The organism is Agromyces albus (genome assembly GCF_030815405.1).
GTDB classification, from domain to species: domain Bacteria; phylum Actinomycetota; class Actinomycetes; order Actinomycetales; family Microbacteriaceae; genus Agromyces; species Agromyces albus_A.
Map to the genome: position 1 here is coordinate 767,349 of NZ_JAUSWX010000001.1, position 24,450 is coordinate 791,798.

Consider the following 24,450-nt stretch of genomic DNA (forward strand, 5'->3'; position numbering starts at 1 on the left):
TCGAGGCCGCGCGAGCCTGAGATCGAACACTGACGGCGCCCGAGGGTGCCGTCAGTCCTGTTTCCCGGTGCCCGAGGGCGTGCGCCGCCGCATCCGAGCACGCCCAGGAATACGCATGTCGAGCACGTCATCCATCCCCATCATCCGTCCCGACGACTACGGTCGTCCGTCGCACCCCGGCGACCTCCTCAGCCGCCGCCAGCGACTCGTCTACGTGCTCGTGCTCGGCGCGCTCACCGCGCTCGGCCCGTTCACCGTCGACCTCTACCTGCCCGCGTTCCCCGTGCTGCAGGACGAACTCGGCGTCTCAGCTGCCGCCGTCCAGCTCACGCTCACGGGCACCATGATCGGGTTCGGCTTCGGCCAGCTCATCGTCGGCCCGTGGAGCGACAAGGTCGGTCGTCGACTGCCGCTCATCCTCGCCACAGTGCTGCACATCGCGGCATCCGTCGCCGCCGCCCTCGCGCCCGACATCGCGTGGCTCATGGTGTTCCGCCTGCTGCAGGGCTTCGGCGCGGCCGCCGGCGGCGTCGTTGCCATGGCGATGGTGCGCGACCTCTTCGGCGGCAAGCCGCTCGTGCGCATGCTCTCGCGCCTCGCGCTCGTCAACGGCCTGGCCCCGGTGCTCGCGCCCGTGATCGGGTCGCAGCTGCTCGCCTTCATGGACTGGCGGGGCGTGTTCGTCGTGCTCGCGATCTACGCCGCCGTCGTCGTCGTCGCCGTCTCGTTCTTCATCGTCGAGACGCTGCCCGAGTCGCGCCGCCACGTCGCCGGACACTCGACGCTGCGCGACCGGTATGCGGCCCTCTTCCGCGACCGCGTGTACCTCGGCGCCGTGCTCGTCGGCGGCATGACCTTCACGGGCCTCTTCGGCTACCTCTCCACGTCGTCATTCCTCTTCCAGGAGCTTTACGCGTTCACCGCGCAGCAGTACGGCTTGCTCTTCGCGGTGAACTCCGTCGGTATCATCATCGGCGTGCAGGCGAGCTCGCGGCTCATGCGCGGCCCGGTGCAGCCGCAGTGGATCCTCGCCATCACGACGATCGTGCACCTCGCCATGGCGATCGCGATCATGGTGCTCGACAGCACGGGCGCCGGCTTCTGGGGCATCGCGATCCCGCTGTGGATCTACATCCTCGCGTGCGGCTTCTCGTTCCCGGCAGTGCAGGTGCTCGCCCTCGCGCGACACGGCGCCGAGGCCGGCACCGCGGCGTCGCTGCTCGGCGCGCTGAACTTCGGACTCGCCGGCCTGATCTCGCCGCTCATCGGACTCCTGGGCGTCGGCAGCGCCGTGCCCATGGCGTTCGTGATGCTGTGCGCAGCCGCCGTCGCGATCACGGCGCTGTGGTGGCTCGTGCGCCCGAGCACGGTGCCGCCGCTGAGCGACTGAGCCGGGCGAGCGGATGCCGCGTGCCGCGTGCAGTGTGCCGGTGCATCCGCTGGCCTCCCGCGTTAGCGTTGAACGATGACCGGCCGCGACGACGCTCCCACGATGCCGCCACCGGAGGCACCTGACACCGCGCAGGAGGCAAACGGCCACGACACCACGGCGACGGTCGCCGACGACCTGAGACCCGCCCAGCGCGAGGCGAAGGCGCGGCGGCTCGGTCGTCGCGTCCCGCTCGTGAGCGGGACTTCCGGGATCGTCGTCGCAGCACTGCTCGGTGTGGTCGTCATGGCGCGCTCCGGAGGCCTGCCCTTCGAGTTCGACGAGGAGTGGGCTGAAGACCTGGTCGAGATCCGCGGCCCGGTCGGCGACGTGTTCGGGTACTTCATGAACATGCTCGGCGGCGGCGTGGCCGGGGTGTTCGTCGTCCCAGTCGTGACGGCCGTGATCCTCCTCGTCGTCAGACGCCCATGGGCGGCGTTGTACTTCCTCGTGGCATCGGCCGCGAGCGCCGGCGTGGTGCAGATCCTCAAGCGCTCATTCATGCGGGCCCGCCCGCCGGACATCCTCGTCACGTCAGATACGGGTTCGTTCCCGTCGGGGCATGTCGGGAATGCCGCGACCATCGCCCTCGCCCTGGCCGTGATCATCCCCTACGTCTGGATGTGGGTCCTGGGCGCCGCCTACACCGTGCTGATGGCGATCAGCCGCACGTACCTCGGCGCGCACTGGCTCTCCGACACGATCGGCGGCCTGCTCGTCGGCGCGGGGGTCGCCCTCGTGCTGTGGGCGGTGTTCGCGGCGCCCCTCGAACGCGAACGGCTCGCTCGGCTCGCGCATATCTCGGCACGCAACGCCGAGCGCGCGCAGGCGCACGTCACGCCACCGGCGCGGGCGTGATGCAGGGCTCGGGCGCCCAGCGCCCGACCGCATTGCGGAGAAGCCCCGCCACCTACAACGTTGTAGAGTGGCGGCATCGGCTGAGGAGGCACCATGGCGTCGACGCTGCATGACGTGGCCCGTCTGGCGGGGGTTTCCATCAAGACCGTCTCGAACGTCATCAACGATTACCCGCACATCCGGCCGGCGACGAAGGCCAAGGTGGAGCAGGCGATCGCCGATCTCGGATACACCCCGAACCTCACGGCCCGCAGCCTGAGGTCGGGCCGCACCGGAGCCATCGCGCTCGCGGTGCCCGAACTGGCCCTCAGCTACTTCGCCGAGCTCGCGGCCGCCGTCATCGAAGCCGCCGACGAGGCAGGTGTGGTCGTGCTCGTCGAGCAGACGGGCGGCGACCGCGATCGCGAGATCGAACTGCTGCGCAGTCCGCGGCTGCAGATGACCGACGGTCTCATCTTCAGCGCACTCGGCATGGGCCAGGACGATGCCGCTCACCTCGAGCGACCGTACCCGCTCGTGCTCCTCGGTGAGCGCATCTTCGATGCCCCCGTCGACCACGTCACGATGCGAAACGTCGAGGCTGCGCGGGCCGCGACGGAGTACCTGCTCGCCTCCGGGCGGCGGCGGATCGCCGTCGTCGGAGCGCACCCGGGCGAGGTCATCGGTTCGGCAGGCCTGCGACTGCGCGGCTACCGCGAGGCCCTCGAGGCGGCTGGCGTGCCCTACGACGACTCGATCATCAGCGAGACCACCACGTGGCACCGTGCCAACGGCGCCCGCGGCATGCGCGACCTCCTCGACCGCAGCGTCACCTTCGATGCGGTGTTCGGGCTCAACGACACGCTCGCGCTCGGCGCGATGCGCGTGCTGCAGGAGGCCGGCATCCGGGTGCCCACTGATGTGGCCGTCATCGGGTTCGACGGTCTCGACGAGGCGAAGTACTCCATTCCGTCGCTCACGACCGTCGACCCGGGCCAGCGCTGGATCGCCCGCACCGCCGTGGCGACACTCCTCGAGCGGATCCGGCGAACGGATGCCGCAGGCGAGCCGAGGCTTCTCCTTGCCGACTTCCACGTGGTCGAACGCGAGTCAGCTCCATCGAGGGCGATGATCGGCGCATAGCCGGGGCTCTATCCGGCACGCGTCCGGTTCGAACTTGACATCACGCGGATGCCACGGCACCATGTCTCTACAACGTTTACTTTACAACGTTGTAGAAGACTCGGAACTCGCCGCGGAGCCCCTGCTGTGCGACGGTGCACGAGCCTCCATCGCCAGAGACAACGGTGTCCAACACCGCGAGAGGAAGCACAGCAAATGAGATCCAAGCTCCTTGCCGCGAGCGGCGTCGTCGCCGTCGCCGCAGCCGCACTCACCGGCTGCACGCCCGGTGCCAGCGCAGAATCCTGCACCAACGAGATCCTCCAGCCCGACGCCACCCAGGTGAGCGTCTGGGCCTGGTATCCGGCCTTCGAGCAGGTCGTCGACCTGTTCAACGAGACCCACGACGAGGTGCAGATCTGCTGGACCAACGCCGGCCAGGGCAACGACGAGTACACGAAGTTCTCGACTGCGATCGAATCGGGCTCCGGCGCACCTGACGTGATCATGCTCGAGTCCGAGGTGCTCTCGAGCTTCAGCATCCGCGACTCGCTCGTCGACCTCACCGAGTACGGCGCGGACGACGTCAAGGGCGACTACTCGGAAGGCGCCTGGAAAGACGTCTCGAGCGGCGACGCGGTCTACGCGATCCCGGTCGACGGCGGCCCCATGGGCATGCTCTACCGGCAGGACATCCTCGACGAGTACGGCATCCCTGTGCCCACCACGTGGGACGAATTCGCGGCGGCCGCGCAGACCCTGAAGGACGCCGGGGCGCCCGGCGTGCTCGCCGACTTCCCGACCAACGGCCGCGCCTACAACCAGGCCCTCTTCGCCCAGGTCGGCTCGACGCCGTTCGTCTACGACAACGCGAAGCCGACCGAGATCGGCATCGAGGTCAACGACCAGCCCTCCAAGGACGTGCTCGCGTACTGGGAGAAGCTCGCAGCAGACGGCCTCGTCGGCACTGAAGACGCCTTCACGGCCGACTACAACACCAAGCTCGTCGACGGCTCGTACGCCATCTACATCGCGGCGGCCTGGGGCCCCGGCTACCTCGGCGGTCTCTCCGACGCCGACGCCGACGCCGTCTGGCGCGCAGCGCCGGTTCCCCAGTGGGACCCGGCCAACCCGGTGCAGATCAACTGGGGCGGCTCCACGTTCGCCGTGACGACGCAGGCGAAGGACCCCGAGGCCGCGGCGCTCGTCGCCAAGGAGGTCTTCGGCACCGAGGAGGCCTGGAAGATCGGCATCGAGGAGGCGGCGCTCTTCCCGCTGTGGAAGCCGATCCTCGAGTCCGACTACTTCCGCGACCTCGAGTACCCGTTCTTCGGCGGGCAGCAGATCAACAAGGACGTGTTCCTCGAAGCGGCATCCGGCTACACCGGATTCACGTTCAGCCCCTTCCAGAACTACGCCTACGACCAGCTGACTGAACAGCTGTACGCGATGGTGCAGGGCGAGAAGGATGCCTCGAAGGCGCTCGACGACCTGCAGGCCTCGCTCGAGGCGTACGCCACCGAGCAGGGCTTCACGCTCCAGTAGCCTTCCCGCGGCCCGCGTCCGGTGATCTCCCTCACCGGACGCGGGCCCACCTCCGACCGACGACTCGACGAAGAGAGCAACGATGACCAGCAACACCATGGAGGCGGCCGCGACATCCGCAGTCCGGTCGCGGCGCGACGCGCCTCCACGCCCGGGCGGAGGTGCCCGCCTCGTTCGTCGCCGCCAGCGCTGGGGCTGGCTGTTCGTCGCCCCGTTCGCGGTCGTCTTCGCGATCTTCCTCGTGCTCCCGCTCGGCTACGCGTTCGGCATGAGCCTGTTCACCTCGACGCTCGCGACCGGCACCGAGTTCACGGGTCTCGCGAACTACGCGAAGGCGTTCACCGATCCGCTCTTCCTCGAGGGGATGCTGCGGGTGCTCGCGTACGCGGTCGTCATGATCCCGGCGCAGCTGCTCGTCGCCCTCGTCGCGGCGCTCGTGCTCGACACGCTCGCGACGCGCGTGTCGAAGCTCTCGCGGCTGCTCATCTTCGTGCCGTACGCGATTCCGGTCGTCATCGGCGCCCTCATGTGGAGCTTCCTCTACAGCCCCCGCTTCGGCCCCGCGGCGACGATCTTCAGCATGGTCGGCCTCGACGCCCCCAACTTCCTCGCCGCCGACAGCATCTTCGGCAGCCTCGTGAACATCGTCACGTGGCAGTGGGCGGGGTACTACATGATCGTCATCTACGCGGCCCTCCGCTCGATCGACCCCACGATCTACGAGGCGGCGCGCATCGACGGAGCGAACGGCTGGCAGACCGCCACGCGCATCAAGCTGCCGATGATCTCGTCGTCGATGGTGATGGTGATCACGTTCGCGCTCATCGGCACGCTCCAGTTCTTCACCGAGCCGGTCGTGCTCCGCAGCGTCGCCCAAGGGGCGATCGACGCGGCGTACACGCCGAACATGTACGCGTTCTCGCTGGCGTTCTCCTACAGCCAGTTCAACTACGCCTCGGCGATCGCCTTCTCGCTCGGTGCGCTCGTGTTCGCCGGGTCGACCGTGTTCCTCTTCCTCACGCGCAAGCAGAGCGGACTGAAGTGATGTCCTCCACGACCTCGACTCGCGCCACGGCGCCCACCGACCTCACCGTCGCGACCGGAGTGCCGGCGCACCAGCCGCGCCGCGGCGACGGCCGCGGTCGCTCGGGCGGCCGGCGCATCGGCTCGCATGTCTTCCTCATCATCCTCGCGATCTACTTCATCACGCCGCTGTGGTGGCTCATCGTCGCGGCGACGAAGAGCAACTCGGGCCTCTTCACGGGCACGGGCGGGCCGCTGTGGTTCGACGACCAGTTCGCGTTCTTCGACAACATCGCGGGACTCTTCACCCACCAGGGCGGCGTCTACTGGCGCTGGTTCGCGAACTCGTTCCTCTATGCGTTCGCGGGTGGAGCCGGGGCCACCATCCTCGCGATCCTCGCGGGCTACGGTTTCGCCAAGTACCGGTTCCGCGGTCGCGGTCCGTTCTTCACGATCGTGCTCGCGTCGGTGATGGTGCCGCTCACCGCGCTCGTCATCCCCACGTTCATGCTGCTCAGCCAGATGGGCCTCATCAACACGCCATGGGCCGTGATCCTGCCGTCGCTCCTGAATCCATTCGGGGTGTACCTCATGCGCGTCTACGCGCAAGACGCCGTGCCCGACGAGTTGCTCGAGGCGGCACGCATCGACGGCGCCGGCGAGCTGCGCACGTTCGCGCAAGTGGCGCTGCCCCTCCTGAAGCCGGCGATCGTGACGGTGCTCCTGCTCTCCGTCGTCGGCACGTGGAACAACTTCTTCCTGCCGCTCGCCGTGCTCACGGACCCCGAGCTGTTGCCCGTGACCCTCGGACTGAATCGCTGGACCGCGCTCTCGAACGCGGGTGCCGGCGGCGAGCAGGTGTGGAACCTGATCACGACGGGCTCCTTCATCTCGATCATCCCGCTCATCCTCTCGTTTCTCTTCCTGCAGCGGTACTGGCAGGGCGGGCTCGCGATCGGCAGCGTGAAGTAGCCGACGCGAACGACGACCAATGACGGATGCCGCGAGCGGCGGCATCCGCAGACCGTACACCTCATCACAGAAAGACCGTTATGCCCACCGCACGCCTCACCATCGACCCTCAGTTCTCGGTCGGACCCATCAACCGCCGCGTCTTCGGCTCCTTCGTGGAGCACCTCGGGCGATGCATGTACGACGGGATCTACGAGCCCGGACATCCGACCGCCGACGAAGAGGGGTTCCGCCAAGACGTCATCGACCTCGTGAAGGAGCTCGGCGTCTCGACGATCCGGTACCCGGGCGGCAACTTCGTCTCGGGGTTCCGCTGGGAGGACTCGGTCGGCCCGCGCGCGGAGCGCCCCCGCCGCCTCGACCTCGCGTGGCACTCGACCGAGACGAACGAGATCGGGCTGCACGAGTTCGCCTCGTGGCTCGACAAGGTCGACAGTGAGCTCATGCTCGCCGTGAACCTCGGCACGCGGGGGCCGCTCGAGGCGCTCGACCTGCTCGAGTACTCGAACGTCGCGGGCGGTTCGGCGCTCGCCGACCGGCGCATCGCCAACGGCCGTACCGACGCATTCGGCGTGAAGATGTGGTGCCTCGGCAACGAGATGGACGGCCCGTGGCAGCTCGGCCACCGCTCGGCCGACGACTACGGCAAGATCGCCTCGCAGACGGCGAAGGCCATGCGCCAGCTCGACCCGTCGGTCGAACTCGTCGTGTGCGGGTCGTCGAGCGCGCACATGCCCACGTTCGCCGAGTGGGAGCGCGTCGTGCTCACGCACACCTACGACGACGTCGACTACATCTCGTGCCACGCCTACTACGAGGAGAAGAACGGCGACCTCGGCTCGTTCCTCGCGTCGGCCGTCGACATGGACCACTTCATCGAGACGGTCGTCGCCACCGCCGACCACGTGAAGGCCGTCGTCGGCAGCGACAAGACGATCGACATCTCGTTCGACGAGTGGAACGTCTGGTACATCGAGCGCTTCCACAACGTCGACAAGATCGACGGCATCGACAACTGGCCGGTCGCGCCGCGCCTCCTCGAAGACGTCTACTCGGTCGCCGACGCGGTGGTCTTCGGCAGCCTCATGATCTCGCTCCTGAAGCACGCCGATCGCGTCACGAGCGCGTCGCTCGCGCAGCTCGTGAACGTGATCGCGCCGATCATGACCGAGCCCGGCGGCCCGGCGTGGCGGCAGGCCACGTTCTTCCCGTTCGCGCTCACGTCGCAACTCGCGACGGGCAAGGCACTCGAAGTCAGGCTCGACGCCCCCACGTACGAGACGGAGGTCTACGGCGTCGTGCCGCTCGTCGACGCGGTCGCGACGCACGACGCTGAGACGGGCCGAGCCGCGGTGTTCCTCGTGAACCGCAGCCAGGGCGAGCCCATCTCGGTGACGATCGACGTCTCGGCGCTCGGCGAGATCACGGTGCTCGATGCGCAGACCCTCGCCGACGACGACGTGTACGCGAAGAACACGCTCGACGAGCCCGAGCGCGTCGGCCTGCGCGCCAACGACAGCGCTGAGCTCGCCGACGGGCAGCTCACGCTCGTGCTGCCCGCCGTGTCGTGGACCGCCGTCTCGCTCGGCGCATGAGCAGCGGGGCGCGCCGGTCGTCCATGACGGCGCGCCCCGCCCTTCTCGTCAGAACGCTGCGCTCGGTCGTCGCGCTCGTCTCCGTCGTCTCGCTCGCCGCGCTCGCCGGTTGCTCGAGCGGCGGCGCGCGAGAGCTCACGGGCGACCTGATGACGCATGATCCGGCGCTCGCCGTCGAAGACGGCACGAGCTACGTGTACTCGACGGGCAGCGAAACCGTGGCCGACGGCAACATCCAGATCCGCAGCTCGACCGACGGCTCGTCGTGGCGCCACCGCGGCGAGGTGTGGCCCGAGAAGCCCGAATGGCTCGACGAGGCCGTGCCCGGAGTTTCGAACCTCTGGGCGCCCGAGCTCATCGAGCACGACGGCACGTGGTTCCTGTACTACTCGGCGTCGACGTTCGGATCGAACACCTCGGTGATCGCCCTGGCGACCAACGAGACGCTCGATCCCGATGCCGCGGAGTACGAGTGGGTCGATCGCGGACCCGTGATCTCCTCGGCCCGCTCCGACGACTTCAACGCCATCGACCCGGGCATCGCCGTCGATGGCGACGGGCAGCCGTGGATGTCATTCGGGTCGTTCTGGAGCGGCATCCGCATGGTGGCGCTCGAATGGCCGAGCGGAATGCGAGCGGATGCCGCGGAGCCGCTGCGGCTCGCCGACCGCCAGTTGCCGCCCAACGCGATCGAAGCCCCGTACATCGTCGAGCACGAAGGCGAGTACTTCCTCTTCGTCTCCCGTGACTCGTGCTGCCGCGGACTCGAGAGCACCTACAACATCGCGGTCGGCCGCGCCGACGAGATCACCGGCCCCTACGTCGATCGCGACGGTGTTTCGCTCCTCGAGGGCGGCGGCACGCTCCTGCTGGCCGCCGACGGAGATCGCGTCGGCCCGGGCGGCCAATCGGTCGCGGGGGAGACGCTCGCCCTGCACTACTACGATCGACGCCTGGACGGCGCGTTCCAGCTCGCGCTCATCGAGCTCGAGTGGGACGCCGAGGGCTGGCCCGTGGCGCACTGGTGATCATCCATCGTCGAACTCCTTGTCTCGGGAGACTGCGCCGCGACGTTCCGCATGTTCCGGTTACGCTGCGAGCGCTTCTGCGCCAAGATGAGAGGAACTCAGCGTGTGGACCATCACCCGGGAGGGAGCGGCTGCCGCATGACGATCGAGATCGCGAATGCCACCGACGTCGAGGGCGGCGAGGAGATCCTCACGAGAGACTCGCTGGCCTTCGTCGAGGAACTGCATCGCCGCTTCGATCCGCGACGCCGTGAGCTGCTCGCCGCCCGCGGCGGCCGGCGCGAGCGGATCGCCGGGGGCGAGCGCCTGGACTTCCTCCCCGAGACGCGGGAGGTCCGTGAGGGCGACTGGCGCGTGCCGCCCGCACCCGAGGCGCTGCTCGACCGGCGGGTGGAGATCACGGGGCCTGCGTCTCCCGCGAAGATGGCGATCAACGCCCTGAACTCCGGCGCCCGCGTGTGGCTCGCCGACCTCGAGGACGCGTCGAGTCCGACGTGGGCGAACGTCGTGGGAAGCATCCGGAACCTCCGCGATGCGGCACTGGGCACGCTCGCGTTCACCTCGCCCGAGGGCAAGGACTACGCGCTTCGCGACGACATCCGCCGCCCGACCGTCGTCACCAGGCCGCGCGGCTGGCACCTCCCCGAACGGCACGTGCTCGTCGACGGCGAACGAGGATCAGGGTCGCTCGTCGACTTCGGGCTGCACGTCTTCCACACCGCGGCCCGGCTCATCGACAACGGCCACGGCCCGTTCTACTACCTGCCGAAGCTCGAGAGTCACCTCGAGGCGCGGCTCTGGAACGACGTGTTCGCCTTCACCGAGGGGCAGCTCGGCCTCCCGGCCGGCAGCATCCGTGCCACCGTGCTCATCGAGACCGTTCCCGCCGCGTTCGAGATGGACGAGATCCTCTTCGAGCTTCGAGACCACGCGTCGGGCCTCAACGCCGGCCGCTGGGACTACCTGTTCAGCATGATCAAGCTGTTCCGCGACGCCGGGCCCGAGTTCATCGTGCCCGACCGCGCCTCGGTCTCGATGACGGCACCATTCATGCGGGCCTACACCGAACTGCTCGTGAAGACCTGCCATCGGCGCGGTGCCGCCGCGATGGGCGGCATGGCGGCGTTCGTGCCGAACCGCGCCGACCCCGAGGTGACGGCGGCCGCGTTCGAGAAGGTCCGTGCCGACAAGGCCCGTGAGGCGAGTGACGGGTTCGACGGATCATGGGTGGCGCACCCCGACCTCGTGCCGGTATGCCGCGAGGTGTTCGACGGCGTGCTCGGCGACCGCCCCAACCAGTTCGATCGCCAGCGACCCGAGGTCGAGGTCACCGCCCGCGAACTGCTCGACGTCGCCTCGGCAGGCGGCGAGGTCACCGAGGCGGGGCTTCGCACCAATCTCTCCGTCGGCGTGGCCTACACCGCCGTGTGGCTCTCGGGCAATGGTGCGGTCGCCCTGCACAACCTCATGGAGGATGCCGCCACGGCCGAGATCTCCCGCTCCCAGGTGTGGCAGCAGCTGCAGCACCGGGTCGTGCTCGCCGACACGGGCCGCACGATGACGCCCGAACTCGTGCGCCAGGTGCTGGCCGAAGAGGTGGAGGCCCTCCGAACCGACGTGACGCCCGAGCGGTTCGCCGCCTACTACGAGCCCGCCTCGCGATTGATCGCCGAGCTCTGCCTCTCCGACGACTACGTCGACTTCCTCACCCTGCCCGCCTACGAACTGCTGGAATGAGGATGCGCACCGCACTGACCCGAACCGACCTCGCTGCGATCGACGCCCGCCTCGCCGCGACCGACGAGCTGCTCGCCACCGCGTATCCCGGCGACGACGGCTCGCGACAGCCCGTGCACACCGTGTACGTGGCCGCCGACCGGTACACGCCGGAGCTTCCCTTCATCTGGGGACGCGCCGCGCTCGCCGCCGCCGATTCGGCGGGAGGGATCGAGGCGCTCGCGGGCCTGGTCGGCATCGACGCCGCCGTCACGGCCGCCGTCGCACCACGCGTGCTCGAGAAGCTCGAACGCGAGCCGATCGAAGACCTTCGGATCGACTTCGAAGACGGCTACGGCGTGCGCAACGACGAGGTCGAAGACGCCGACGCGGTGCGCGCCGCCAAGCGGATCGTCGCCGCGGCGGGCGCGGGCTTCGCCCCGCCGTTCATCGGCATCCGCTTCAAGTCGTTCGAGGCGGCGACGCGAGCTCGCGGCATCCGCACCCTCGACCTGTTCGTGACCGAGCTCGTCGCGCACGGCGCGCTGCCCGACGGCCTCGCGCTCACGCTGCCCAAGGTGTCGACGGTCGCGCAGGTCGAGGCGATGGCGGATGTCGCGGCCGCGCTCGAACGCGCCCTCGGCCTGCCCGACGGCCGGCTCACGTTCGAGGTGCAGGTCGAGACGCCGCAGCTCATCCTCGGCGCCGACGGCCGTTCGCCCGTGGCACGCCTGCCCCTCGCGGTGCCCGGCCGCATCAGCGCGCTGCACTACGGCACCTACGACTACAGTGCGTCCCTGCAGATCGCAGCGCCGTACCAGTCGATGGAGCACCCCGCTGCGGATGTCGCGAAGGAGCTCATGCAGCTCGCGGTCGCGGGCACCTCCATTCGCCTCTCCGACGGATCGACGAACCTCCTGCCGATCGGCGATCGCGCAGGGGAGGCATGGCGGCAGCACGCTCGGCTCGTGCGCCGGTCGCTCGAGCGCGGGTTCCCCCAAGGCTGGGATCTGCACGCGCATCAGCTCCCCACTCGGTTCATCGCGACGTACGCGTTCTATCGCGAGGGCTACCCCGAGGCATCCGCTCGCCTTCGCGATCACCGCGCGCGCATCGCAAGCGCGGTGCTGGACGAACCCGCCACGGTGCGTGCCCTCGCCGCGTTCGTGCTGCGCGGCGTGCAGTGCGGCGCGATCTCGGCCGCCGAGGTCGCCGACGACACGGGCATCGACGAGTCGGAGCTCGCTGCGCTCGCGCATCCGAGGAGGTCGGAACCGTGAACGGATGCCGCACCGCGGCCATCACCGATCAGGAGGGCCCATGAGCTACTTCACCCCGCTGGGCGGACTGCCCGCGCAGACCGAGCTCCTCACGGATCGTGCGATCGTGACGGCGGCCTACACGGTGATCCCGAAGGGCGTGCTGCGCGACATCGTCACGAGCAACCTGCCGGGCTTCACGAACACCCGCGCGTGGATCATCGCCCGGCCCATCGCCGGGTTCGCGACGACGTTCTCGCAGCTCATCGTCGAGATCGCGCCCGGCGGCGGAGCGGAGCATCCCGAGCAGGAGCCGGGGGTCGAGGGCGTCTTGTTCGTGACGTCGGGCGAGCTCACCCTCACGCTCGAGCGAGAGAGCGAGCGGCACGTGCTCGAGGCGGGCGGCTACGCGTATCTCGCGGCGGGGGAGCGCTGGTCGATCGCGAACGAGGCTGCGGCGCTCACGAGCTTCCACTGGATCCGCAAGGCGTATGAACCACTCGAGGGTCATACGGCCATCTCGTTCGTCACCAGCGATGCGGAGGTCGCGCCCCAGGAGATGCCCGGCACGAACGGCGCATGGGCGACGACCCGGTTCGTGGATCCCGACGATCTCGCGCACGACATGCACGTGAACATCGTGACGTTCCAGCCGGGCGGCTCACTCCCGTTCGCCGAGACGCACGTGATGGAGCACGGGCTCTTCGTGCTCGAAGGCAAGGGCGTGTACCGGCTGAACGACGACTGGGTCGAGGTCGAGGCAGGCGACTTCATGTGGCTGAGGGCCTTCTGCCCGCAGGCCTGTTATGCGGGCGGGCCGGGCCCGTTCCGCTATCTCCTCTACAAGGACGTGAATCGCCAGGTGCGGCTGACCGAGCCGCTTCCCCGCGGACAGTTCCCGAGCGGCCAGCTCTCGAGCGGACTGTTCTCGGGGGGTGACGTCTCGAGCGGGCTGCGATGACGGATGCCGCGCCCCTCGATGACGCCCAGGTGCGTGTCGTCGCGAGGAATCCGCGCGTCAACCGAGCCCGCGATGGACACGTACGGCAGGCTTGACCCCATGACCCCCGCCCCCACGACGATCCAGCCAAGCGCCAGCAACTGGGCCGGCAACCTCCGCTACGCCGCCCGCGGCGTCGCCGCCCCGCGCGACCTCGACGAACTGCGACGCCTGCTCGCCGACGCCGAACTCGCCGGCGAACGCGTGCGTCCGCTCGGCACCAGGCACTCGTTCAACGACATCGCCGACACCGACGGCCTGCTCGTGTCGACTGCGGCGCTGCCTGCCGACATCGAGATCGACGCCGAGCGACGCCTCGTGCGTGTGAGCGGGGGCATGCGCTACGGAGACCTCGCCGTCCGGCTCGAGGAGTCCGGCTGGGCGGTCGGCAACCTCGCCTCCCTGCCGCATATCTCGGTGGCGGGCGCCGTGAGCACGGGAACGCACGGCTCCGGCGATCGCAACGGCTCGCTCGCGGCATCCGTCGCCGCAGTCGAGCTGCTGACCGCGGCGGGCGATCTTGTGACGCTCCGCCGCGGCGATGCGGAATTCGACGCGGTCGTGGTGGGGCTCGGCGCGTTCGGCGTCGTCACGCAGGTGACGCTCGACATCGAGCCGAGCTTCCAGGTCGAGCAGACCGTGTACGAGCGTCTTCCGGTCGACGCCGTGCTCGCCGACCTCGACGCCGTGACCGGGCTCGGCTATTCGGTGAGCCTGTTCACCACCTGGCGGGATCCCGAGGTCATCGACCAGCTGTGGGTCAAGCGGCGGCCCGACCGCGACCGCCCGGCGCTCGCGGACGTCGTCGGTGCGCGCCCGGCGACGGGTCCGCGGCATCCGCTGCCCGGGGTGTCGGCGGAGTACTGCACCGAACAGGGCGGCGCCGCGGGCCCGTGGCTCGAGCGGCTCGCGCACTTCAGGATGGGCTTCACGCCCTCGAACGGCGAGGAGCTCCAGTCGGAGTACCTCGTGCCGCGCGAGCATGCCGTCGCGGCAATCGGGGCGGTGCGGGGGCTCGCCGCCGAGATCGCGCCGCTGCTGTTCGTGAGCGAGGTGCGCACGGTCGCCGCCGACGCCCTGTGGTTGAGCCCCGCGTTCGGTCGCGACGTCGTCGGGCTGCACTTCACCTGGCGACCCATGCAGGCCGAGGTGGTCGCGCTGCTCCCGCGACTTGAGGCAGCCCTCGCCGTGTTCGAGGCACGACCGCACTGGGGCAAGCTCTTCGCAGCGGATGCCGCGGCGCTCGCCCCGCTCTACCCTCGCTTCGACGCGTTCACCGCGCTCGCAGCGCAGTACGACCCCAAGGGCCGGTTCCGGAACGCGTTCACCGAGCGGGTGCTGTTCGGGGCCTGACGGCATCCCGCCGTCGACGTGCCGCGCCCGCCACGATAGCGTCGTGGGATGCGGATCCTCCTCGTCGGCGCCGGCGGCGTCGGAGACGCCATTGCCAAGATCGCGGCCCGTCGAAAGTTCTTCGAGCTCCTCGTCGTGAGCGACTACGACGAGTCGCGAGCGCAGCGCACGGTCGACTGGATCCGGGCGAAGCACGGCGACGAGGTGGCCGCCCGCTTCGCCACGACGCAGATCGATGCGAGCGATCCCGACATCGTGGCATCCGTCGCCCGTGAACACGGCGCGACCCACGTGATGAACGCGGTCGAGCCGAAGTTCGTGCAGGCGATCTTCGCGGGCGCGCTCGCGGCGGGAGCCGACTACCTCGACATGGCGATGAGCCTCTCCGAGCCGCATCCGTCCGACCCGTACACGCAGACCGGCGTGAAGCTCGGTGACGACCAGTTCGCGCAAGGCCCCGATTGGGATGCCGCGGGCCGCCTCGCCCTCGTGGGCATGGGCGTCGAGCCGGGCCTCTCCGACGTCTTCGCGCGGTTCGCTGCCGACCACCTCTTCAGCGAGATCGACGAGCTCGGTGTGCGCGACGGCGCGAACCTCGTGGTCACCGACGAGGAGGGCAACGAGATCTTCGCGCCGTCGTTCTCGATCTGGACGACGATCGAGGAGTGCCTGAACCCGCCCGTCATCTGGGAGGAGGAGGCCGGCTGGTTCACGACGGCGCCGTTCTCGGAGCCCGAGGTGTTCGAGTTCCCCGAGGGCATCGGCCCGGTCGAGTGCGTGAACGTCGAGCACGAGGAGGTGCTCCTCATGCCGCGCTGGATCGACGCGAAGCGCGTCACCTTCAAGTACGGACTCGGTGCGGAGTTCATCAACGTGTTGCGCACCCTCCACATGCTGGGCCTCGACTCGACGACGCCGGTGCGGGTGCGGAGTGACGACGGCCCCGTGCACGTCGCACCGCGCGATGTCGTGGCGGCATCGCTGCCCGATCCGGCGACCATCGGGCCGCGGATGACGGGCAAGACGTGCGCCGGCCTGTGGGTCACGGGCACCGGCACCGACGGCGGCGCCCGCGAGGCGTACCTCTACCACGTGAGCGACAACGAGTGGACGATGCGCGAGTACGAGGCGCAGTGCGTCGTGTGGCAGACCGCGCTGAACCCCGTCATCGCGCTCGAGCTGCTCGCCACCGGCGTCTGGCAGGGCCGCGGCGTGCTCGGCCCCGAGGCGTTCGACGCGGCGCCCTACCTCGATCTCATGGCGCGACCCGAGTTCGACGGCGGCTACGGCCAGCCCTGGCACGTGGAAGACCGGCTGGCGTGAGCAGCTCGCTCGAGCGGGTGCCGGCGTCGCTCATCGCCGAGGCCGAGGCGACGGCGGATGCCGCAGACGCGCGCGGCGGCATCCACACCCGTCCGGCCGATCCGAGCGAACTCGGCGGCGTGCTCGCCCGCTTCGAGGCGACGTGGGGCGAGGGGCGCGGACCCGACCGCTCGATGCTCCAGGCGCTCGAGCACGCGGGCAACACCGTGCTCGTCGCCGTGCCTGCCACCGAGTGGGCGGATGCGCCAACCCAGTGGCCGGATGCCGCTGCCGAGCCCACCGCGTCGGGTGACACGCCGCTTGGCGCGACGCTCGGCTTCCTCGGCTGGACCGGCGGACTGCACCTGCACTCGCACATGAACGCCGTCGACCCCGGCGCGCGCGGGCGCGGCATCGGCGTCGCGCTGAAGCTGCGCCAGCGCGCCGTGTGCCTCGCCCACGGAGTGACCGAGATGCGCTGGACCTACGATCCGCTGATCCGCCGCAACGCCCACCTGAACCTCGTGCGACTCGGCGCGGAGGTCGACCGGTTCCTGCCCGACTTCTACGGCGAGCTGCGCGACGCGATCACCGGCGCCGACCGCAGCGACCGGTTCGAGGTGCTGTGGCGGCTCGACTCCCGCCGCACCGCTCGGGCGATCGCCCGCCGCCCGGTGCCCGAGTGGCGAGCCGAGGGCGGACTCGCGCTCGTCGCCGATTACGAGCGCGTTCGGGCCGAGGATCCCGAGGTCGCAGCACGCCTGCGCGATGCCTCGCGCGAGGCGTTCGCCGCGCTCGCCGACGGCCGCGGCCTGCGCGCCGAGCTCGACGCGAACGGCGACTACGTCTTCACCCGCGACGACCCCGATCGGGAGGCACCATGACCGAGCCGACGAATGCTGCGCGTGACGGCGGGCGCAGCGGGCGCCTCGCCCGCATCGAGCGCATCGAGTTGCACCGCCTCGAGGTGCCGCTCGTGCGGCCGTTCGAGACGTCCTTCGGGCGCGAGACCGTGCGCGAGGTGCTCCTCGTGCACGTCGTGACCGGCGCCGGCGAGGGCTGGGGCGAGTGCGTCGCCGGTCGCGACCCGTTCTACTCGGGGGAGTTCGTCGACGGAGCGGCATCCGTCATCGAACGCTACTTGGCGCCGGCGCTGTTGCGGCGCCACGCCGCGGAGTTCGAGGCCGACGGGCGCATGGCCGGCGTGCTCATCGATGACCCGTCCCACTCGGTGGGCCTCTGGGTCGACGATCGGGAGCAGCACGTTGCCGGCGACGCGCGGGCCGCCGCCGCGGCGGGCGGTGCGGCGGCGTCGATCGCGAGCGTGCCGCTCGCGGCATCCGTCTCCGGCACGCTGGCGTTCGTGGCCGGGCACCGCATGGCCAAGGGTGCCCTCGAGGCCGCAGTGCTCGATGCCGAGCTCCGAGCCCAGGGCCGATCGATGGGCCAGGCGTTCGGCGCCGTGCGCGAGTGGGTCGACTGCGGCGTCTCGGTGGGCATCGCACCCACGCTCGACGAGCTGCTCGACGAGGTCTCGGGCTACGTCGAGCAGGGCTACCGGCGCATCAAGCTGAAGATCAAGCCCGGCTGGGACCTCGTGCCGGTCGGCGCGGTGCGCGAGCTCCTCGGCCGCGACGGGCTGCTGCAGGTCGACGCGAACACGGCCTACACGGCAGACGACATCCCGCTGCTCGCGAGCCTCGACGCGTTCGGCCTGCTGCTCATCGAGCAGCCGTTCGCCGAAGAGGACATCGCCACCAACGCCCGCCTCGCGGAGGCGTGCGAGACACCCGTCTGCCTCGACGAGTCGATCCTCGGCGTCGGCACGGCGGTCGACGCGATCGAGCGCGGCGCCACCTCCGTCGTCAACATCAAGCCGGGACGCATGGGCGGCTACCTCGAGGCGCTGCGCGTGCACGACGCGTGCGTCGCCCTCGACGTTCCGGTGTGGTGCGGCGGCATGCTCGAGACGGGGGTCGGGCGGGCCGCCAACGTCGCGCTTGCAGCGTTGCCCGGATTCCTGCTCCCCGGCGACACCTCGGCTTCGTCGCGCTACTACGCCGAAGACATCACCGAGCCGTTCGTGCTCGGCTCCGGCGAGCACCGCGGCCAGCTTCGGGTTCCGGATGCCCCGGGCTCGGGCGTCACCGTGCGCGAGGAGCTCGTGCGCGAGTGGGCGACCATGCCCCCAGTCGTGCTCACCCCCTGACGTCGCCCGGCGCATTCGCGTTCGCCCTGCCCCCCGTCATCGCCGAGAGTGCGCGTCGTGTCGGAATCCGCCGCGCATTCCGACACGACGCGCACTCTCGACGTCGGTCTGCCGTGTGGCGGGCTGTGGAGAACCACGGATGGCGTCCACAGGGTGACGGATTCGGGGAATCGACGGATGCCGCCGACGGCAGAGTGTGCTCATTCGCCCTCCGAACCCGCTTCCCTCGCCGTTCGACCGCACCGCCTTCACGATCAGCTCGGCCGACGCCGTCGGCGTATCGACTCGGCGATTGCGCGCCCTCGACCTGTCAACACCGTTTCGGGGCATCCGTTTGCCGCAATCGCTCAGGGGTTCGCGCGTAGCGACGTGTCGCGCGTACGCCCTCCGCAGGGGTCCGCGTGGGGCGTTCAGCCACGCGACTGCCGCAGAGCTGTGGGGACTCCCGTTGCCGTGGCGTCTCCAGGCGGATCCGCGGCTGCACGACGTGGTGTGGGACGGCGGCCATCCATCCAGAGCTTCGGCGATCGTCGGCCATCGCATGGCGTCTGAGCCCGAGCTCCGCCGCCGCTTCGGTCTCCGCGTCGTGGCTCCGGCCGACGCCTGGTGCCAACTCTCGGCCGAGCTGGACGAACGCGACCTCGTCGTCGCCGGCGACCGGCTGCTCGGTCTTCCCAGACCGCTCGCCACCGAAGACGAGATCGACGCGGCAATCGTGCGGCACGGTGGTCGGCGCGGCGCACGACGTCTCCGGAGGGCACGGGCGCGTCTTCGACCGAGGTCGGAATCACCGCGCGAGACGAAGCTTCGCCTCGATCTCCTCGACGAGGGGTTCCCCGAACCCGAGCCGAACGGGATCGTCCTACTCAGGTCCGGGCGTTCGACTCGCGCCGATCTCGTCTTCCGTGCGTTCAGGGTGATCGTGGAGTACGACGGCCAGCATCACCGGGAGCACGCACGGCAATGGGCGAAGGACGTCGACCGGCTCAACGAGCTCGCCGCCAACGGCTGGATGGTCATCCGCGTCAACAAGGACACCGACCTCGCCGTGGTCTTCGGCCTCCTTCGCGACGCCCTGAGCTCGCGCGGCTGGCGGTCGTAGCCGGGTGGGAGCTTTCGAGAGTGCGCAAGATGTCGGAATCCGTGGATCATTCCGACACGACGCGCACTTTCGGCGGGCGGCGGCACGCGGTGGGTGCGGGTGGGCGGTCAGTCGAGCGCGAGCGGGATGGCGCGCTCGCCGATGCGGATCATGGATTCCGCCACGGCGTCGTCCCCGTCGAGCGTCGACCACGTCGACGACAGCGCACACCATGCCACGAGCCAGCGCGCGAGACGGTCGGGCGGCAATGCGGCGGCATCCGTCACCTGGGCGAAGCGCGCCTCGAGGCGGCCGGGCTCGAGCGCGAGCTCGGGCGATGGGTTGCAGAACAGGTTGCAGTAGTCGAACGCGCGGTCGCCGAGCAATCCCTTCGGATCGATCGCGAGCCAGCCGCGCTCGCCGAAGTCGAGCACGTTGGCGTGGTGCACGTCCCCGTGCAGGGCGACGACGTCGCGCTCGTCGTCGAGGAGTGCCAGGGCGAGGTCGGCGCCACGCCGATGGAACGCAGTGAACTCGTCGGCGTGTGAGAAGAGGTTGCGGAACCAGGTGCGAAGCGGCACGAGCTCGGGCGGCTCGGGGGAGTCGAGCACGTCGGCGGATGCCGCGTGCAGCACGGCTGCGGTCTCGCAGAGCACCTCGGTGGCCGCGGCATCCGCCCCCGACACCGACAGGTGCGCGAGCGATCGCGGACCGGTCGCCCGCTCCATGAGGACGGCGTCGCCCTCGTGTTCGAGCACGCGCGCTGCGCCGTGACCCGACCATGCGGCGAGGAGGTGGGAGCCACGTTGCTCTTCGTCGACGTGCGAGATCTTCAGCATCACGGCCTGCCCGGTCGCCGTGTAGGCGGGTGCGAGCGTCGAGGTCGCGGTCTGGAACACGGCGCCGTCGAGGCTGAGGCGCCAGCGCTCGAGCCATTCGGTCGCGACGGCGAGATCCGTCGTCGTTCCGTCCTCCGCGGGCTGGGTGTCGTTGTCGAGCATGTTCACGCCTTCCCCGCCCACGGGTCGTAGTCCACTTCGAGCTCCTCCTGTTTCGGCCGTTTCGTCTCGGGAACGTGCTGCAGGTTCACCCGGATGCGATACCAGAGCGAGCTCGAGCCTCTCATGCCGTCGACGAGCACATCGGCCGGCTGCAGGAGCGGCACGACATCGGGGTGCTTGGCCTTCCAGCGTTCGAGTCCTTCGAGCGCCTCGGGCTTCGTCTCGGCGCGCGCGATCTCGATGAGCGGCATCGTGGACTTCCTGCGACCGGAGCCGTCGGATGACGTCGGCGCCTTCTCGGCCGGCCCGAGCTCCTCGGCGAGTCGGAGCAGCGCGTCGAGGCTGCCGGCGGCGTCGTCGATTCCGGATGCCGCATCACCGCGTTCCTCGAACCGGCGCAGCACCGTCGGCACCGTGAACTGCTCGGGATCGCTGTCGCGCACCTCGGCCCAGTCGAGCGGAGTGGACACGCGAGCGTCGGGCAGGGCGCGCACCGAGTAGGCCGACGCGACGGTGCGGTCCTTCGCGTTCTGGTTGAAGTCGACGAAGACGCTCTCGCCGCGCTCCTCCTTCCACCATCTCGCGCTCGCGAGACCGGGTGCACGATTCTCGATCTCGCGGGCCAGCGTCTCGGCGGCGAGCCGAACGTCGTGGTAGCTCCACCGCGGCTCGATGCGGGCGTAGATATGCATGCCGCGCGACCCCGAGGTCTTGGGCCAGCCGATCAGGCCGTGGTCGGCGAGCACCTCCCGCGCGATGAGCGCAACGTCGACGATCTGGGCCCACTCGACGCCGGGCATCGGGTCGAGGTCGACGCGCAGCTCGTCGGGATGATCGAGGTCGTCAGCGCGCACCGGGTGCGGGTTGAGGTCGATGCATCCGAGGTTCACGACCCACGCGAGCGCCGCGGCGTCGCGCACCACGACCTCTTCGGCCGAGTTGCCCGAGGCGTACTGGAGGGTCGCCGTCTCGATCCACTCGGGCCGCTTCTCGGGCGCCCGCTTCTGGAAGAACGCCTCCTGGTCGATGCCCTTGACGAAGCGCTTGAGCACCATCGGCCGGCCGGCAACTCCACGAAGCGCCCCGTCGGCCACCGTGAGGTAGTAGTTCACGAGGTCGAGTTTGGTGAGCCCCAGCTCGGGGAACACGATCTTCTCGGGGCTCGAGATGCGCACCTCGCGGCCGCCGATCTCCAGCACCTGGGCCGCGCTCGTCTTCGGGCTCACGCTTTCACTCTAAGGCGGGGTGCGCGGAAAGGGGAGCCCTTCTCCGGGGCGGGCAGCGCGCGGGGGCCGGCGCGGTACCGGCGCGGGAGCGGGCGCCAGATCCGGGCTGGGCCTGGTCGGCGACGACGCGCCGAGCGTCGCGTGAATCTGCCTCATCCGGCGCGCGGTGCTCAGTCATAGGATCGGCTCATGGCCGATGACGCAGTGACGCGAGCTCAAGAGGCGGCCGCTGCTGCGGCCGAGGCAGCCGAAGCGCTGCAGGTGCAGGCGCAGGAGGCCATCAAGAAGGCCGAGGAGGCCGCGGAGCTCGCCCGCGCTGCGCTCGAGTCGCACCAGCGAGTGACAGAGGCCGCGGATGCCGCTGTCGAGGGTGGTCTCGATACGCCTGCTTCGCGGGCTACTCAACCACCGGCGCCGGCCGGTCCGCTCGACGCCGACCAGGTCGCGGTGATCAAGAGCGGCTACGCGTTCGAGGGCGCCGCCCTCGAGATGGGCGCCCTCGTCAACGGCGAGGCGATTCCAGATGTCCCGGTGCGCATCCCGCTCGCGATGACGAACCGGCACGGACTCGTCGCGGGCGCCACCGGCACGGGCAAGACGCGCACGCTCCAGGTGCTCGCCGAGCAGCTCTCCGCGGCGGGCGTCGCGGTGTTCGCCGCCGACATCAAGGGCGACCTCTCTGGCATGGCGACGCCCGGCGAAGGCAACGAGAAATTGCTGCAGCGCACCGACGGCATCGGGCAGGCGTGGACCGCAGCATCCTTCCCGGTCGAGTTCTTCTCGCTCGGCGGCATCGGCAAGGGCGTGCCGATCAGGGCCACGGTGGCTGGGTTCGGCCCCCTCCTCCTCAGCAAGGTGCTCGGACTCAACGACACGCAGGAGTCGAGTCTCGGTCTCGTCTTCCACTACGCCGAGAACGCGGGCCTCGCCCTGCTCGACCTCGCCGACCTGCGCGCGGTGCTGCAGTACCTCGTGAGCGACGACGGCAAGGGCGAGCTCGAGGGCCTCGGCGGCTTGAGCAAGGCGACGGTGGGCGTCATCCTGCGCGAACTCGTCACGTTCGCCGAGGCGGGAGCCGACGTCTTCTTCGGCGAACCCGAGATCGATACGGCCGAGTTCCTGCGAGTGGCATCCGACGGTCGCGGCATCGTGAGCCTGCTCGAGGTGCCGGGCGTCGCCGATCGGCCGGCGCTCTACTCGACGTTCCTCATGTGGCTGCTCGCCGACCTCTTCAACGACCTGCCCGAGGTCGGCGACCTCGACCAGCCGAAGCTCGTGTTCTTCTTCGACGAGGCGCACCTGCTCTTCACCGGCGCCTCGAAGGACTTCCTCGCGCAGGTCGTGCAGACCGTACGACTCATCCGTTCGAAGGGCGTCGGTATCTTCTTCGTCACGCAGACGCCGAAAGACGTGCCCGCCGACGTGCTCGCCCAGCTCGGCTCGCGTGTGCAGCACCAGCTGCGGGCGTTCACTCCCGATGACGCGAAGGCGCTGCGAGCGACGGTGTCGACGTATCCGAGGTCGGGCTACGACCTCGAGGAGGTGCTCACGACCCTCGGCACCGGGGAGGCGATCGTCACCGTCATGAATGAGAAGGGCGCACCGAGCCCCGTCGCCTGGACCCGGCTGCGCGCCCCGCAAGCGCTCATGAATCCGTCGACGGATGCCGCGATCGACGCCCTCATCGGTGCCTCGCCGCTGCTCCCGAAGTACGGCACACCGCTCGACCGCGAGAGTGCCGGCGAGATCCTCACGGCGAAGATGAACGAGGCGGCAGCGGCGGCGAAGGCGGCTGATGACGCGACCGCGCAGGCGAAGGCCGATGCCGACTTCGCCAAGCAGCAGGCGGCCATCGAGAAGCAGCAGGAGAAGGAGCGCAGGGCGGCGCAAGCCGAGTACGACCGGCTCATGAAACGCACCTCCGGCACGTCGCGTTCCTCGGGGTCGAGTTCGCGCTCGACGTCGCGCTCGACGGGCGGATCGAAGTCGACGCTCGAGCAGGTGCTCGGCTCCAAGGCGGCCCGCGACGTGCTCACGACCGTCGTCGAGGGCATTTTCGGCACGCGGCGGCGCAAGTGAGCGCGGAGCGAACGGATGCCCCGACGAGGGGGGCGGGCGCGCCGCATCCGCTGATCCGCCGCTACCAGCCCGCCGACCGGCACGGCATCGCCGAGGTGTGCCTGCGCACAGCGGCAAGCGGTGGCGACGCCACCGGCGTGTACTCCGACGACACGCTCATGCCGGAGGTCTTCGCGCTGCCCTATGTGGAGTACGCGCCCGAGCTCACCTTCGTCGTGAGCGACGGGCACCGCGTGCTCGGCTATGTGCTCGGCGTCGCCGACACGGCGGCCTTCGTCGAGTGGTGGCGGCGCGAATGGGCGCCGGAGTTCCGGAAGCGGCATCCGGCGCCGGGACCGCCCACCGGGCACGACCCGAAGTTCTCCGAGGAAGCGCTCATCCAAGCGGGCGTCGAACCCGATCGCATGCTCATCGCGGAGCTCGACGAGTACCCGGCGCACCTCCACATCGACCTGTTGCCCGAACTGCAGGGGCAGGGGTTCGGTCGCAAGCTCATCGACGTGTTCCGTGCGGCGCTCGCGAGCCGCGAGGTTCCGGCCGTGCACCTCGGATTGGATGCCGCGAACACGGACGCTCGAGCGTTCTACGACCGGCTCGGGTTCCACGAGCTGCCCTCGAGCCGCCCCGAAGCGCCACTGCTCGGCATCGCGACGCGCTGACACGCCGGGCCATC

General features: G+C 69.9%; 20 protein-coding genes. 18 read left to right on the top strand and 2 right to left on the bottom strand.

Annotated features, from left to right (window positions below; genetic code table 11):
- The first annotated feature begins 115 nt into the window (after nucleotides 1-115).
- The 16 genes from QFZ29_RS03555 to QFZ29_RS03630 all read left to right on the top strand — a co-directional run bounded on the left by QFZ29_RS03555 (nucleotide 116) and on the right by QFZ29_RS03630 (nucleotide 19,492).
- Entirely contained in the window at nucleotides 116-1,390 is a 1,275-nt protein-coding gene (locus tag QFZ29_RS03555) for a multidrug effflux MFS transporter (RefSeq protein ID WP_306892870.1), read from the top strand.
- A 75-nt stretch (nucleotides 1,391-1,465) separates the two neighbouring features.
- Nucleotides 1,466-2,287 (top strand): phosphatase PAP2 family protein, encoded by an 822-nt coding sequence (locus tag QFZ29_RS03560; protein WP_306892871.1) that lies wholly within the window; start codon nucleotides 1,466-1,468, stop codon nucleotides 2,285-2,287.
- Between the two features lie 93 nt (nucleotides 2,288-2,380).
- Nucleotides 2,381-3,409: a LacI family DNA-binding transcriptional regulator gene (locus tag QFZ29_RS03565; RefSeq protein ID WP_306892872.1), complete on the top strand. Its 1,029-nt coding sequence runs from the start codon at nucleotides 2,381-2,383 to the stop codon at nucleotides 3,407-3,409.
- A 195-nt stretch (nucleotides 3,410-3,604) separates the two neighbouring features.
- The gene (locus tag QFZ29_RS03570; protein ID WP_306892873.1) at nucleotides 3,605-4,933 is read left to right on the top strand and encodes an ABC transporter substrate-binding protein; all 1,329 of its coding nucleotides are present in this window, start codon (nucleotides 3,605-3,607) and stop codon (nucleotides 4,931-4,933) included.
- 82 nt (nucleotides 4,934-5,015) lie between these two features.
- A complete protein-coding gene (locus tag QFZ29_RS03575; protein ID WP_306892874.1) occupies nucleotides 5,016-5,978 on the top strand; it encodes a carbohydrate ABC transporter permease in 963 nt (320 codons plus the stop codon).
- Entirely contained in the window at nucleotides 5,978-6,928 is a 951-nt protein-coding gene (locus tag QFZ29_RS03580) for a carbohydrate ABC transporter permease (protein WP_306892875.1), read from the top strand. Before QFZ29_RS03575 ends, QFZ29_RS03580 begins: the two co-directional genes overlap by 1 nt.
- A gap of 80 nt (nucleotides 6,929-7,008) precedes the next feature.
- Nucleotides 7,009-8,523, top strand: coding sequence for an arabinosylfuranosidase ArfA (arfA, locus tag QFZ29_RS03585; protein ID WP_306892876.1), 1,515 nt, complete (start codon nucleotides 7,009-7,011; stop codon nucleotides 8,521-8,523).
- 23 nt (nucleotides 8,524-8,546) lie between these two features.
- On the top strand, nucleotides 8,547-9,551 hold the full coding sequence (locus QFZ29_RS03590; protein WP_306892877.1) for an arabinan endo-1,5-alpha-L-arabinosidase: 1,005 nt from the start codon (nucleotides 8,547-8,549) through the stop codon (nucleotides 9,549-9,551).
- Between the two features lie 138 nt (nucleotides 9,552-9,689).
- The gene (aceB, locus tag QFZ29_RS03595; RefSeq protein WP_306892878.1) at nucleotides 9,690-11,288 is read left to right on the top strand and encodes a malate synthase A; all 1,599 of its coding nucleotides are present in this window, start codon (nucleotides 9,690-9,692) and stop codon (nucleotides 11,286-11,288) included.
- A 2-nt stretch (nucleotides 11,289-11,290) separates the two neighbouring features.
- Nucleotides 11,291-12,547, top strand: coding sequence for a DUF6986 family protein (locus QFZ29_RS03600; protein WP_373426178.1), 1,257 nt, complete (start codon nucleotides 11,291-11,293; stop codon nucleotides 12,545-12,547).
- Nucleotides 12,548-12,587: 40 nt separating this feature from the next.
- Complete coding sequence (locus QFZ29_RS03605) at nucleotides 12,588-13,487, top strand: bifunctional allantoicase/(S)-ureidoglycine aminohydrolase (RefSeq protein ID WP_306892880.1); 900 nt, start codon at nucleotides 12,588-12,590, stop codon at nucleotides 13,485-13,487.
- Nucleotides 13,488-13,586: 99 nt separating this feature from the next.
- The gene (locus tag QFZ29_RS03610) at nucleotides 13,587-14,879 is read left to right on the top strand and encodes an FAD-binding protein (RefSeq protein ID WP_306892881.1); all 1,293 of its coding nucleotides are present in this window, start codon (nucleotides 13,587-13,589) and stop codon (nucleotides 14,877-14,879) included.
- A gap of 48 nt (nucleotides 14,880-14,927) precedes the next feature.
- Complete coding sequence (locus QFZ29_RS03615) at nucleotides 14,928-16,202, top strand: saccharopine dehydrogenase family protein (RefSeq protein ID WP_306892882.1); 1,275 nt, start codon at nucleotides 14,928-14,930, stop codon at nucleotides 16,200-16,202.
- On the top strand, nucleotides 16,199-17,065 hold the full coding sequence (locus QFZ29_RS03620) for a hypothetical protein (RefSeq protein ID WP_306892883.1): 867 nt from the start codon (nucleotides 16,199-16,201) through the stop codon (nucleotides 17,063-17,065). Before QFZ29_RS03615 ends, QFZ29_RS03620 begins: the two co-directional genes overlap by 4 nt.
- Complete coding sequence (gene menC / locus QFZ29_RS03625; protein ID WP_306892884.1) at nucleotides 17,062-18,390, top strand: o-succinylbenzoate synthase; 1,329 nt, start codon at nucleotides 17,062-17,064, stop codon at nucleotides 18,388-18,390. The genes QFZ29_RS03620 and menC overlap by 4 nt, the downstream gene beginning before the upstream one ends.
- Nucleotides 18,391-18,931: 541 nt before the next feature.
- Nucleotides 18,932-19,492 (top strand): DUF559 domain-containing protein, encoded by a 561-nt coding sequence (locus QFZ29_RS03630; RefSeq protein WP_306892885.1) that lies wholly within the window; start codon nucleotides 18,932-18,934, stop codon nucleotides 19,490-19,492.
- Between the two features lie 107 nt (nucleotides 19,493-19,599).
- Here the strand turns inward: QFZ29_RS03630 and QFZ29_RS03635 are convergent, their stop codons facing one another.
- Nucleotides 19,600-20,472: an aminoglycoside phosphotransferase family protein gene (locus tag QFZ29_RS03635; protein WP_306892886.1), complete on the bottom strand. Its 873-nt coding sequence runs from the start codon at nucleotides 20,470-20,472 to the stop codon at nucleotides 19,600-19,602.
- A gap of 2 nt (nucleotides 20,473-20,474) precedes the next feature.
- Nucleotides 20,475-21,698 (bottom strand): non-homologous end-joining DNA ligase, encoded by a 1,224-nt coding sequence (gene ligD / locus QFZ29_RS03640; protein ID WP_306892887.1) that lies wholly within the window; start codon nucleotides 21,696-21,698, stop codon nucleotides 20,475-20,477.
- A gap of 189 nt (nucleotides 21,699-21,887) precedes the next feature.
- On the opposite strand from ligD, the gene QFZ29_RS03645 reads away from it, so the two are divergent.
- Nucleotides 21,888-23,777, top strand: a complete 1,890-nt coding sequence (locus tag QFZ29_RS03645) for a helicase HerA-like domain-containing protein (RefSeq protein WP_306892888.1) — start codon at nucleotides 21,888-21,890, stop codon at nucleotides 23,775-23,777.
- Nucleotides 23,774-24,436 (top strand): GNAT family N-acetyltransferase, encoded by a 663-nt coding sequence (locus tag QFZ29_RS03650; protein ID WP_306892889.1) that lies wholly within the window; start codon nucleotides 23,774-23,776, stop codon nucleotides 24,434-24,436. Before QFZ29_RS03645 ends, QFZ29_RS03650 begins: the two co-directional genes overlap by 4 nt.
- Nucleotides 24,437-24,450: the final 14 nt, after the last annotated feature.